The organism is Streptomyces sp. NPDC058284 (genome assembly GCF_042881135.1).
Classification (GTDB): Bacteria; Actinomycetota; Actinomycetes; order Streptomycetales; family Streptomycetaceae; genus Streptomyces.
The window spans coordinates 1-12,602 of sequence record NZ_JBHVYE010000018.1; the positions used below are offsets into that span (position 1 = coordinate 1).

9 protein-coding genes are annotated in these 12,602 nt (G+C 68.7%); 7 read left to right on the forward strand and 2 right to left on the reverse strand.

Annotation, left to right across the window (positions count from 1 at the left end; translation table 11 throughout):
• Positions 1-98 precede the first annotated feature (98 nt).
• A complete protein-coding gene (locus ACFVYR_RS24005; RefSeq protein ID WP_384252557.1) occupies positions 99-1,565 on the reverse strand; it encodes a CCA tRNA nucleotidyltransferase in 1,467 nt (488 codons plus the stop codon).
• Between the two features lie 192 nt (positions 1,566-1,757).
• Between ACFVYR_RS24005 and ACFVYR_RS24010 the strand changes: the two genes are divergently transcribed.
• The 7 genes from ACFVYR_RS24010 to trxA all read left to right on the forward strand — a co-directional run bounded on the left by ACFVYR_RS24010 (position 1,758) and on the right by trxA (position 11,760).
• On the forward strand, positions 1,758-4,139 hold the full coding sequence (locus tag ACFVYR_RS24010) for a DUF6049 family protein (RefSeq protein WP_384252554.1): 2,382 nt from the start codon (positions 1,758-1,760) through the stop codon (positions 4,137-4,139).
• 46 nt (positions 4,140-4,185) lie between these two features.
• Positions 4,186-6,636: a murein biosynthesis integral membrane protein MurJ gene (gene murJ, locus ACFVYR_RS24015; RefSeq protein WP_384252551.1), complete on the forward strand. Its 2,451-nt coding sequence runs from the start codon at positions 4,186-4,188 to the stop codon at positions 6,634-6,636.
• Between the two features lie 118 nt (positions 6,637-6,754).
• Positions 6,755-8,470 carry a protein kinase family protein gene (locus tag ACFVYR_RS24020; protein WP_384252548.1) on the forward strand — a complete coding sequence of 572 codons (1,716 nt, stop codon included), beginning with the start codon at positions 6,755-6,757 and terminating at the stop codon, positions 8,468-8,470.
• Positions 8,471-8,510: 40 nt separating this feature from the next.
• Positions 8,511-9,245: an RNA polymerase sigma factor SigM gene (gene sigM / locus ACFVYR_RS24025; protein ID WP_384252545.1), complete on the forward strand. Its 735-nt coding sequence runs from the start codon at positions 8,511-8,513 to the stop codon at positions 9,243-9,245.
• Positions 9,242-10,189 (forward strand): anti-sigma factor family protein, encoded by a 948-nt coding sequence (locus ACFVYR_RS24030; RefSeq protein WP_384252542.1) that lies wholly within the window; start codon positions 9,242-9,244, stop codon positions 10,187-10,189. The genes sigM and ACFVYR_RS24030 overlap by 4 nt, the downstream gene beginning before the upstream one ends.
• Positions 10,190-10,400: 211 nt before the next feature.
• The gene (gene trxB, locus ACFVYR_RS24035) at positions 10,401-11,378 is read left to right on the forward strand and encodes a thioredoxin-disulfide reductase (protein WP_384252539.1); all 978 of its coding nucleotides are present in this window, start codon (positions 10,401-10,403) and stop codon (positions 11,376-11,378) included.
• Positions 11,379-11,424: 46 nt separating this feature from the next.
• The gene (gene trxA / locus ACFVYR_RS24040) at positions 11,425-11,760 is read left to right on the forward strand and encodes a thioredoxin (protein ID WP_384252536.1); all 336 of its coding nucleotides are present in this window, start codon (positions 11,425-11,427) and stop codon (positions 11,758-11,760) included.
• 118 nt (positions 11,761-11,878) lie between these two features.
• Here trxA and ACFVYR_RS24045 read toward each other — a convergent pair whose 3' ends face one another.
• Positions 11,879-12,496 (reverse strand): GNAT family N-acetyltransferase, encoded by a 618-nt coding sequence (locus ACFVYR_RS24045; RefSeq protein ID WP_384252533.1) that lies wholly within the window; start codon positions 12,494-12,496, stop codon positions 11,879-11,881.
• Positions 12,497-12,602 lie beyond the last annotated feature (106 nt).

Genomic DNA, 12,602 nt, shown 5'->3' on the forward strand with positions numbered 1-12,602 from the left:
GTTTCACGGTTTCACGTGAAACAGCGGCCCCTCGGCGTATTCGGGTGCGATGGGTGTTTCACGTGAAACACCTACCGAATCGTCCCCGTTCTGAGGCCTCAGCCCTGCGCGGCCCACCACTCCTCGAGCGCCGCCACCGCCGCTTTCCGCTCCATCGGCCCGTTCTCCAGGCGCAGCTCCAGCAGGAACTTGTACGCCTTGCCGATCACCGGGCCCGGCTTCACATCCAAAATCTCCATGATGTCGTTGCCGTCGAGGTCGGGGCGGATCGAGTCCAGCTCCTCCTGCTCCTGGAGGCGGGCGATGCGCTCCTCCAGGCCGTCGTACGCACGCGACAGGGCGTTCGCCTTGCGCTTGTTGCGCGTCGTGCAGTCCGACCGGGTCAGCTTGTGCAGACGCTCCAGGAGCGGGCCCGCGTCGCGTACGTAGCGACGTACGGCCGAGTCCGTCCACTCTCCCGTGCCGTAGCCGTGGAAGCGCAGATGGAGCTCGACCAGGCGCGAGACGTCCTTCACGAGTTCGTTCGAGTACTTGAGCGCCGTCATGCGCTTCTTCACCATCTTGGCGCCGACCACCTCGTGGTGGTGGAAGGAGACCCGGCCGTCGCTCTCGAAGCGCCGGGTCCGCGGCTTGCCGATGTCGTGCAGCAGCGCCGCGAGCCGCAACGTCAGGTCGGGGCCGTCCGTCTCCAGGGCCATCGCCTGCTCGAGGACGATCAGCGAGTGGTCGTACACGTCCTTGTGGCGGTGGTGCTCGTCCCGCTCCAGACGCAGCGCAGGCAGCTCGGGCAGGACCCGCTCGGCGAGCCCGGTCTCGACGAGGAGAGCGAGGCCCTTGCGCGGGTGTGCGGAGAGGAGCAGCTTGTTCAATTCGTCCCGCACGCGCTCCGCGGAGACGATGTCGATGCGCTCGGCCATCGCCTTCATCGCCGCGACGACGTCGGGAGCCACTTCGAAGTCCAGCTGCGCGGCGAAGCGCGCGGCCCGCATCATCCGCAGCGGGTCGTCCGAGAACGACTCCTCAGGGGTGCCCGGAGTACGCAGCACGCGCTCCGCGAGGTCTTCGAGACCGCCGTGCGGGTCGATGAACTCCTTCTCGGGGAGAGCGACCGCCATCGCGTTCACGGTGAAGTCACGACGGACGAGATCCTGCTCGATCGAGTCGCCGTAGGACACCTCAGGCTTGCGCGAGGTCCTGTCGTACGCCTCCGAGCGGTACGTCGTGACCTCGACCTGGAAGCTCATATCAGTGTCTTCGACGCGGGCGTCCTTCTGGCAGCCGACCGTGCCGAAGGCGATCCCGACCTCCCACACCGCGTCGGCCCACGGCCGCACGATCTTCAGTACGTCCTCGGGGCGGGCGTCGGTCGTGAAGTCCAGGTCATTGCCGAGCCGGCCCAGAAGGACGTCCCTGACCGAGCCACCGACCAGGGCGAGGGAGAACCCGGCCTCCTGGAAACGGCGGGCGAGGTCGTCCGCGACAGGGGACACACGCAGCAGTTCGCTGACCGCGCGGCGCTGCACCTGGCTCAGTGCGCTGGAATTGTCTTCATTGGCGTTCGGCACAACAGAAAAGGGTACGTGCCCCCGGCGCCCCCGGCCGACCCGATTCCGCCCCGGCCCCGAAGGGCTCCCACCGCCGCTTCGGCCGGTCTCCCGATCACGTGGAGCAGTCCGCGGCACTTCGCCCCAGCGCGCATCGTTACCATGCGTGGACGCACAACCGACGACCACTGATGACGAGGGACGGGCGAACGCGTGGCCGAGGCGGCAGACTTCCCGGGGACAAGCCCCTCACCTGCCCGCCGGTGGCTGCGGCGCACCGCAGCACTGCTGGTGGGTGCCCCTATGCTGGCCGGCCTCCTGCAGGTCCCGGCGGGGCCCGTGGCGCATGCCACCGGGACAAGCGCGAAAGCCGGCACGGCCGTGCCGAGCGCGAAGGCCGACGCGACCGGATCGCGCACCGTCGACGTCTCTGTGGACTCGCTCACCCCCACGGCTCCCGGCGAGGGCGACACGCTCACCGTGTCGGGCACGGTCACCAACAACGGCAAGCAGCCGGTGACCCAGGCGCAGGTCGGTCTGCGCGTCGCGCCGCTCAATTCCCGGAGTTCCATCGACAGCGCCGCGCAGCGCACGGGGTATCAGCCCGGGTCAGAGGGCACGGAGGTCGGCGGAAAGTACGTCGACAAGTTCAGCAGGCTCGCTCCGGGGGTGCGGCAGGACTTCAGCATCTCCGTACCGGTCAAGGAGCTGCCTCTGGGCGTCGACGGCGTTTATCAGCTGGGGGTCGCCCTCACCGGCCAGACCGCCGCCCAGCCGTACGCCCAGGTGCTGGGCATCAAGCGCACGTTCCTGCCATGGCAGCCCGGTGCCGCGGGCACGAAGACCAAGACCACGTACATGTGGCCGCTCATCTCCGCCAACCACCTCACCGCGAAGACCGGCTCCGACGAGCAGCAGACGCCTGTCTTCAAGAACGACGACCTGGCCGAGGAACTGGCAACGGGCGGGCGCCTGGAACAGCTCCTGTCCCTCGGCAGCGGCCTGGACGTCACCTGGGTCATCGATCCGTACCTGCTCGCCTCGGTCGAGGCGATGACGAAGAGCTACCGGATCGAGAACCCCGACGGGAAGACCAGCAGGGCGGGCAAGCACCAGGCGGTCGCCAACCAGTGGCTCAACAACCTCCAGTCCGCCGTCAAGGGCAAGAAGGTCGTCGCGCTGCCCTTCGCCGACCCCGACCTCGCATCCCTCGCCCACACCGGCAAGGCGGTCACCGGCTCGCTCGGCCACCTCAAGGAAGCCACTGATGTGGGGGCCAAGGCGGTACAGACGATCCTCCAGGTGAAGCCGAGCACGGACTTCGCATGGCCGGCGGACGGGGCGATCGATCCGTCGATCGTCGATGTCGCCACCTCCGCGGGTGCCCACACGGTGATCACGCGCAGCGACAGCATGCGCGAAACGAACGACCTGCAGTACTCGCCGACCGCGGCCCGGCCCATCGGTGGCGGCACGACCGCGGTGGTGGCCGACGCGCGCCTCTCGACGGCCTTCCAGGGCGACATGTCGGAGGCCGAGAACTCCACGCTCGCCGTCCAGGAGTTCCTCGCCCAGAGCCTGATGCTCAATCTTCAGGACCCGGACAGGCAGCGGAGCATCGTCATCGCCCCGCAGCGCATGCCGTCGGCCAGTCAGGCCCAGACCATGCAGAAGGCCCTCTCGGCCCTCGCCGACGAGAAGTGGTCGCAGCCCGAGGAGCTGACCGCCGCGGCGAAGGCGAAGCCGGACCCGCAGGCCACCACCCGGGTCCCGTCCGCCGGGGCGTACCCCGCGTCGCTGCGCAGGCAGGAGCTGACGCAGCAGTCGTTCGAGAGCATCCAGAACACCCAGAACCGGCTCGAACGCTTCCAGGTGATCCTCGACGAGAAGGACCGCGTGGTCACCCCCTTCGGGAGGGCCATAGACCGTGAGATGTCGACGTCCTGGCGCGGGCACCCGCGGGAGGCGAAGGCCTACCAGGACAGCGTCTGGGCGTACCTGAACGACCTCACCCAACAGGTGTCCCTGATCCAGCGGGCCGACGCGAAGCTCTCCGGCCGCAGCGCCACCATCCCGGTGTCCGTGCAGAACAACCTGGTGCAGGGCGTCGATCACCTGACCCTGCGGCTGTCCTCGAGGAACCCCACGCGTCTCAAGATCGGCGGCGGGCAGTCCGAGGAGAAGCCGATCAAGATCGCGGGCGGCCACTCCCAGTCCGTGAAGTTCACGACCACGGCGAACGCCAACGGTCCGGTGCCGGTCTACGCCCAGCTGTACACGGAGGACGGGGAGCCCTACGGCGACGCCGTGCGCTTCGAGGTCAACGTCACAGAGGTCACCCCTACGGTGATGCTCGTCATCGCCGGCGGCCTTCTGCTGCTCGTGCTGGCCGGATTCCGGATGTACACGCAGCGCAAGCGCGCGGCCCGGAAACAGGCCCAGGAAGGCCCGGGTGAGGGCCCTGACGACGGCCCGGAGGGTGAAACCGGCACCGAGCCGGGGGAGGACGGCCCCGAGCAGCCGAGTGACCCGACACCGGACACCGCCCCGGAAAGCACCGACCCGTCGGACACGGGTGAGAGAGTGGACCGTTGAGCGATGTCGTGGCCCGTGGGCCCGGGGACGATGAGGTGGGGTAACCATGAACGCGCCGTACGACGGTGACCGTGGCCAGGGCACGGGCGGTTCCGCCTCGCCCGAGGGCCCACCGCCCGGCTCCCCCGAGCACGGGCAGGTGCCACCGCAGCCCGCGCCGGACATGTATCTCCAGGACGCCTACGACCAGGATCCCTACCGGGCGCAGGACCTCTCCGCCCAGGACCCCGTGACCGAGGCGCTCTACGACCGCGCGGCACACCCCCCGCCGCCGCCCGGCACCTACCCGCAGCAGCCGCTCTACGCTCAGCCGCCCACCTCGCAGTACGCACCCGACCCCCGGAGGTGGGCGCAGACCCCGGCCCCCGAGCCGGAGGGGCCGACCCGCCACCTCCCGTACGGTGACGATGCCCGGACGACGCAGTTCGTGGGCGTCGACGACCTGGTCACCCAGGCCGGCGAGGAGCGCCACGAGCCGGACGCCTTCGCTCATCTCTTCCGCGACCAGCAGTCCGGTGGCTACCAGGGCCGGCAGGCCGACTACCAGCAGGACGCGTACCCCCAGAGTGGTTATCAGCAGGACGCTCATCCCCAAGGCGGCTATCAGCAAGGCGGATATCAGCAGGGCGGCTACCAGCAGGGCGCCTATCAGCAGAGTGGGTACCCCCAGGGGGAGAATCCCCAGGACAACGGCTACCCCCAGGGCGACGGCTATCAGCAGAGCCAGGGTTATCCGCAGGGCGCCGGCTACCAGCAGCCCGCGGCCGGGGGCTATCCGCCCGTCGGCGAGCAGCCCGTCGTTCCGGCACCGGCAGCCGACCCCACCCCGCCGCCGCCCGCACCCGCACCCGCTGCCAAGTCGGGCGGCCGCGCGTCGAGCCTGCTGAAGTCCAGCGCCGTCATGGCGGCGGGCACGCTCGTCTCGCGCCTCACCGGCTTCATCCGCTCCGCCCTGATCGTCTCGGCGCTCGGCGTCGGCCTGCTCGGCGACACCTTCCAGGTCGTCTACCAGATTCCGACGATGATCTACATCCTCACCGTCGGCGGCGGTCTCAACTCCGTGTTCGTACCGCAGCTGGTGCGCTCCATGAAGGAGGACGAGGACGGCGGCGAGGCGTACGCCAACCGTCTGCTGACCCTCGTCACGGTCGCGCTCGGCGTGCTCACCGCCCTCGGCATCGTGCTGGCCCCCCAGCTGGTGCGGATGATGTCCGTCCCGGTCGCCGATGACGCGGCGGCCACCGATGTCGGCAGCACGCTGCTGCGGTACTTCCTGCCCTCGATCTTCTTCATGGGCGTGCACGTCGTGATGGGGCAGATCCTCAACGCGCGCGGCAAGTTCGGCGCGATGATGTGGACCCCGGTCCTCAACAACATCGTCATCATCTTCACGCTCGGCATGTTCATCTGGGTGTACGGCACGTCAGAGACATCCGGCATGACCGTCACCAGCATCCCTCCGGAGGCCGAGCGCCTCCTCGGTATCGGTGTCCTTCTCGGTCTCGTCGTCCAGGCCCTGGCGATGATCCCGTACCTGCGCGAGACCGGGTTCAGTCTGCGCCCGCGCTTCGACTGGCGCGGACACGGCCTGGGCAAGGCCGCCAAGCTCGCCAAGTGGACGATCCTGTTCGTCCTTGCCAACCAGGCGGGTGCCCTCGTGGTCACCCAGCTGGCCACCGCGTCCACCGTCGACCTGCCCTCGACGAGCGGCATCGGCTTCGCCGCCTACGCCAACGCGCAGCTCATCTGGGGCCTCCCGCAGGCCATCATCACGGTCTCCCTGATGGCGGCCCTGCTGCCCCGACTCTCCCGTTCCGCACAGGACGGGGACACCGGCTCCGTTCGCGACGACATCTCCCAGGGCCTGCGCACGACGGCGGTCGCGATCGTTCCGATCGCCTTCGGATTCGTCGCGCTCGGCATCCCCATGTGCACCCTGATCTTCGGCTCTTCGGGCAGCGCCCAGGCCACCAACATGGGCTTCATGCTGATGGCCTTCGGCCTCGGCCTCATCCCGTACTCCGTGCAGTACGTCGTGCTCCGCGCGTTCTACGCCTACGAGGACACCCGGACGCCCTTCTACAACACGGTGATCGTCGCTGCCGTGAACGCCGCCGCCTCAGCGGCCTGCTACGTCGTTCTGCCCACCCGCTGGGCGGTCACCGGCATGGCCGCCGTCTACGGTCTCGCGTACGCCATCGGCGTGGGCGTCGCCTGGCGCAGGCTGCGCAAGCGCCTCGGCGGTGACCTGGACGGTGCCCATGTCCTGCGTACCTACGCCCGTCTGGGCATTGCCGCGCTGCCCGGGGCGGTGCTCGGCGGCGGCGCCGCGTACATGGTCACCAAGGCGCTCGGCCAGGGCGTCATCGGGTCGCTGGGGGCGCTCATCGCCGGAGGCGTGGTGCTGCTCGGCGTCTTCTTCATCGCCGCGAAGCGCATGCGTATCGCGGAGCTCAACTCGATGGTCGGCATGGTCCGCGGCCGTCTCGGTCGCTGAGATGGTCGGCTTCGCACAACCATCGTCGGCCACCGTGTGTCGTGCATAGCGCCAGACTGTGGGCACAATTGGCTTTGGCGTCTGACGAAGCGCAACGGATGGGGAGGCAGGAACGACGGTGGCAGAACGGAGCACGGCTGCCGTCGACGTGGCAGACAACAGCGGTGATGAGCCGCTGACCGCCAAGGCGGAGCAGGCCACGGCCGACGGGGTGGCCCAGACCCGGGAGCGGGACACGGCAGCAGAAGAAGACGGGGCGGAGAACGACAAGCCCACGAGCCGCGGGGCGTCCGCACCCCCAGAACTGCACAGTGGCCACAAACTCGCCAGACGCTACCGACTCGAAGAGTGCGTCACCCGTCTGGACGGTTTCAGCAGCTGGCGCGCGGTCGACGAGAAGCTGCGGCGTGCCGTTGGCGTGCATCTCCTGCCGGCCGACCATCCGCGGGCACGCTCGGTTCTCGCCGCGGCCCGTTCCTCGGCGCTGCTCGGCGACCCACGTTTCGTGCAGGTCCTGGACGCGGTGGAGGAGAACGACCTCGTCTACGTGGTCCATGAGTGGCTGCCGGACGCCACGGAGCTCACCACGCTCCTGGCCGCGAGTCCGCTCGAGGCACACGACGCCTACCAGCTCGTCAACCAGGTCTCCCAGGCCATGGCCGCGGCCCACCGGGAGGGCCTCGCACATCTGCGGCTGTCTCCCAGCGCCGTGCTGCGCACCTCCACCGGGCAGTACCGCATCCGCGGTCTCGCCGTGAACGCCGCGCTGCGTGGCATCAGCTCCGAGACCCCTCAGCGCGCCGACACGGAAGCCATCGGTGCTCTCCTGTACGCCTCGCTGACGCAGCGCTGGCCGTACGAGGACGATGCGTACGGCCTCTCCGGGCTCCCCAAGGACGTCGGTCTCATCGCCCCCGACCAGGTGCGCGCGGGCGTCCATCGTGGGCTTTCCGAGCTCGCCATGCGCGCGCTCGTCAATGACGGTGCGACCGCGTCCCGCCAGGACCCTCCGTGCACGACGCCGGAGGAGCTGGTGAAGGCGATCGGCGAGATGCCCCGCATCCGCCCGCCGGAGCCCGTGTTCACCGCGCCCCCCGAGTACCAGCGCACCACGTACCAGCAGGGCACGTACGGTCGTCCCGCGGCCCATCCGGGAGTCACTCAGCCCGTACCGACACCCCCGCCTCCGTTGCAGAGCCGTACCGGCAAGGTCCTCAAGTGGGGGGTTTCCGCGCTGCTCATCGCCGCGCTGGGCCTGGGCAGCTGGCAGCTGGCGGACGCGCTGATGAAGCGCGAGAACTCCAACGACTCCGGCACGTCGCACACCACCGGAGGCGGCGGCGACAAGGGCCAGCCCAAGCCCATGAAGCCGATCCAGATCAAGAGGGGCCAGGAGCTGGTCCTGAAGGGCAGCGCCCAGGCCCCGAGGGACGTCCCCAAAACCTATGACAATGACCCGTCCACGCTCTGGCGCACCAAGACGTTCAACGAGGGACCACGTCTTGCCCCGTACAAGCCCGGTGTAGGTATCGTCTACGACCTCGGATCGGAACGAGATGTGTCGGAGGCGTCGGTGGCCCTTCGCTATGGGGGCGACCACACCACGGTCGAGCTGTACGCCACGGACTCGCTGATCCCTTCGACGGACATCAAGTCCATGAAGAAGATCGGTGCCGCCACCACATCGGGCAAGACGGCGACGATCAAGGCCAGGAAGCCCGTGAAGTCGCAGTACGTACTCCTCTGGATCACCGACGTGCCGAGCTCCGGGCAGGACGGGTACTACCAGGCGGGATACAAGCAAGCCATCACGGACGTGAAGCTCAGGGGCTGAAGAAGCGGCCCGCCACGGCTCTGGGGGAGGGGGTTCGGCGATGGACGGCACCGCGCACGGTGACCTGAGCGACAAGGACCTCCTCGCCCGACACGTCGCCGGTGACAAGGACGCCTTCGGTGAGCTCGTGCGGCGTCATCGTGACCGGTTGTGGGCGGTGGCGCTGCGCACCCTCGGGGACCGTGAGGAGGCGGCCGACGCGGTGCAGGACGCCCTGGTCTCCGCCTACCGCGCGGCACACACCTTCCGCGGGCAGTCCGCAGTGACGACGTGGCTGCACCGGATCACCGTGAACGCCTGCCTCGACCGGGCTCGCAAGGCGGCCTCGCGCAAGACCTCTCCCATCGACGACGCCGAGCGCCTTGAGCAGCTCCTGGAGCCCGAGGAATCGGCGGCCGCCCCGGTCGAGCGCGACGACCTGCACCGGGAGCTCCAGGAGGCGCTGGGCACCCTCCCCCATGACCAGCGTGCCGCACTCGTCCTGGTCGACATGCAGGGCTACCCGGTGGCGGAGGCGGCCCGCGTCCTGGACGTCCCCACCGGCACGGTCAAGAGCCGCTGTGCACGCGGCAGAGCCAGACTGCTGCCGCTCCTCACTCATCTGCGTACGGAGCCCCCTCCGAGTGACGTGGACAGCGACGACGCCGACGATGGCAAGAGGCCCGGCACGGGAAGGAACCGGACGCAGGGGGCATCCGTCCCACCGGCAGCGGGACCACGAGATACGGGATCGAGCGATTCAGCTGCTGTGAAGGGCGGAGGTGGGCGAGCGTGACAACCACGACCGACTCGGACGGGCACCCGGACGTCGCGGAGATCTCCGATCTGAGCGAGGGCTTGCTCCCCCCGTCACGCACGAGCGACGTACGAGGGCATCTGGACGGCTGTGAACTCTGCGCAGACGTCTACGCCTCCCTGGAGGAGATCCGCGGCCTGCTCGGCACTCTCCCCGGCCCGCCGCGGATGCCGGACGATGTCGCCGGTCGCATCGACGCGGCACTGGCGGCCGAAGCGCTGCTGGACGCCAGCACCTCCGAAGGCCATGCCCCGGAGGATGTGGTCTCCGAGTCCGCAGCCGCTCCTTCGCCTCCTGCCGCCGCACGTGTTTCACGTGAAACAGCGTCCGCCCCTGCTCTCTCCGGAGCAGCAGACAGGCCCGCAGGACACTCCCGTGCTGCCACCGGCCCAGGGCGCGGTGGCCGTCTGCGAACCACGCGGCGGCGTACGACGGTGCTAGGTGCTGTCTTCACGGCGGCTGCCATCGGCCTGGGGACCCTGCTGATCCAGACCATGGGCGGTGACCCGGAGACGACGGGAGCGGCCCAGAAGCACAAGGACTCCGCGAACTCCTTCTCCGAAGGAAAGCTCGAAGGACAGGTAGCCGCTCTCCTCGACAAGAACAGCGCCAAAGAGCCCCCGGGGAAGTCAGAGGTCTCCACGCCGTCCTTCGACACACGCTCCAGCCCGAATTCCCCGGAGAAGAACTCTCCGCTGAAGGCGGTCCAGGTGCCCGAGTGCATCCAGCGCGGCATCGGTGACAGGACGCCGCTCGCTGCCGAGCAGGGTTCGTACGAAGGCAAGCGCGCCTACCTCGTCGTGGTGCCCCATGCCTCCGACAGCACCAAGGTCTCCGCGTACGTCGTCGATGCCGCCTGTGTGGGCAGGTCCTCGCCCGCCGCAGGCAGGGTTCTCATGACGCACACGTACTCGCAGGGCTGACCCCCGCAGCTTTTTGCCGCGCTGTCCGGTAGGCGCTCGACGCCGCTGCCAGCGGTCTTGTGGCACATGGCACTCTTCCTTCTGCCGTGCTTCCGTGCGCTCGGCCATGTCGGGGAATGCATGCCCCGTAGGATCCGTTGGGTGGGGTGAGAGCCCTGAGACGGGCCCCACCAGCACTACGCAGCAGTCCCCAGAGACGAGGAATCAAGCCGTGACCGACGTCCGTAACGTGATCATCATCGGCTCCGGGCCCGCCGGCTACACGGCGGCGCTCTACACCGCGCGCGCGTCGCTGAAGCCGCTGGTGTTCGAGGGCGCCGTCACCGCCGGCGGTGCGCTGATGAACACCACCGAGGTGGAGAACTTCCCCGGCTTCCAGGACGGCGTCATGGGCCCTGAGCTCATGGACAACATGCGGGCTCAGGCCGAGCGCTTCGGTGCCGAGCTCGTGCCTGACGATGTCGTCGCCGTCGACCTCAGCGGTGAGATCAAGACCGTGACGGACACCCAGGGCAAGGTGCACCGCGCGAAGACCGTCATCGTCACGACCGGTTCGCAGCACCGCAAGCTGGGCCTGCCGAACGAGGACGCCCTGTCCGGCCGCGGTGTCTCCTGGTGCGCCACCTGCGACGGCTTCTTCTTCAAGGACCAGGACATCGCCGTGATCGGTGGCGGTGACACCGCGATGGAGGAAGCCACCTTCCTCTCGCGCTTCGCCAAGTCCGTGACGATCGTGCACCGCCGTGACACCCTGCGTGCCTCCAAGGCGATGCAGGAGCGCGCCTTCGCCGACCCGAAGATCTCGTTCATCTGGGACAGCGAGGTCGCCGAGATCAAGGGCGACCCGAAGCTCGAGGGTCTGACGCTGCGCAACCTCAAGACGGGTGAGACCTCCGAGCTGCCGGTGACGGGCCTCTTCATCGCGATCGGCCACGACCCGCGCACCGAGCTCTTCAAGGGTCAGCTCGAGCTGGACGACGAGGGCTACCTGAAGGTCGACGCGCCCTCGACGCGGACCAACCTGACCGGTGTCTTCGGCGCCGGTGACGTGGTCGACCACACGTACCGTCAGGCGATCACGGCAGCCGGCACCGGCTGCTCCGCCGCTCTCGACGCCGAGCGCTTCCTGGCGGCGCTGTCCGACGCCGAAGCCGCTGAGCCGGAGAAGACCCCCACCGCCAGCGTCTGATTTCGACTCCACCCACGCAACACCCCGAGTAACGAGGAGCCCCGCAGTGGCCGACAGCAACCTGAAGCAGGTAACGGACGCCTCCTTCGAGGAGGACGTCCTCAAGAGCGACAAGCCCGTACTGGTGGACTTCTGGGCCGCCTGGTGCGGCCCGTGCCGCCAGATCGCGCCCGCCCTGGAGGCGATCGCGGCCGAGTACGGCGACAAGATCGAGGTCGTCAAGCTCAACATCGACCAGAACCCGGGCACGGCCGCCAAGTACGGCGTCATGTCCATCCCGACGCTGAACGTGTACCAGCACGGTGAGGTCGCCAAGACCATCGTCGGTGCCAAGCCGAAGGGCGCCATCGAGAAGGACCTGGCGGAGTTCATCGCCGAGTAATCAGCGTCGATGTTTCACGTGAAACACGAATGGACCAGTCCCTCCGCAGGGCTGGTCCATTCGTCTTTCGGCTAACCTCAGGGGCTCGTGCGTCTAGGACCTCATCCGACTCCTGTGGTCACAACGGCCGGAGGACGGGTTCCTTCTGCACCGCTCCCAGCAGTCGGTCGAGCGCCATCTCGACGTCCTCCTTCCAGGAGAGCGTCGTGCGCAGTTCGAGCCTCATCCTCGGATAGGCAGGATGCGGGCGGACCGTCTTGAAGCCCACCGCCAGAAGATGCTCCGCGGGAAGTACACACGCCGGCTTCTCCCACCGCGCGTCCCCGAACGCTTCGATGGCCTTGAACCCCCGCCGCAGCAGATCCTTAGCGACCGTCTGGACAATCACTCGGCCCAGCCCCTGCCCCTGGTAGCCGGGCATGATCCAGGCCGTCATCAGCTGAACGGCGTCGGGAGAGACAGGGCTCGTGGGAAATGCCGTGGAGCGCGGTACGTACGCCGGAGGCGCGTAGAGAACGAATCCGACCGGCACGTCGTCGACGTAGACGACTCGGCCGCAGGACCCCCACTCCAGCAGGACGCCGGAGATCCACGCCTCCTTCTCCAGCTCCGCGGTGCCGGTCTTTACCGCGGCCTGGCCGCTGACCGGGTCCAGCTCCCAGAAGACGCACGCCCGGCACCGATTGGGGAGATCCGGGAGGTTGTCCAGTGTGAGCGGTACGAGCCGACGCCCCATGAAGGCGGTTCCTCACTTCCCTCGGCCGCCGCGCTGCGGGCGGCTGCCAGAGCGCTGTGTTCCCTGATCAGGCTGCCGACGAAGCCGCCGACCGCTCCCAGCCCGA

Excerpts from the sequence above, each read along its gene's own strand:
- murJ (WP_384252551.1), top strand. The coding sequence starts at position 4,186 with ATGAACGCGCCGTACGACGGTGACCGTGGCCAGGGCACGGGCGGTTCC.
- sigM (WP_384252545.1), top strand. The coding sequence starts at position 8,511 with ATGGACGGCACCGCGCACGGTGACCTGAGCGACAAGGACCTCCTCGCC.
- ACFVYR_RS24045 (WP_384252533.1), bottom strand. The coding sequence starts at position 12,496 with ATGGGGCGTCGGCTCGTACCGCTCACACTGGACAACCTCCCGGATCTC.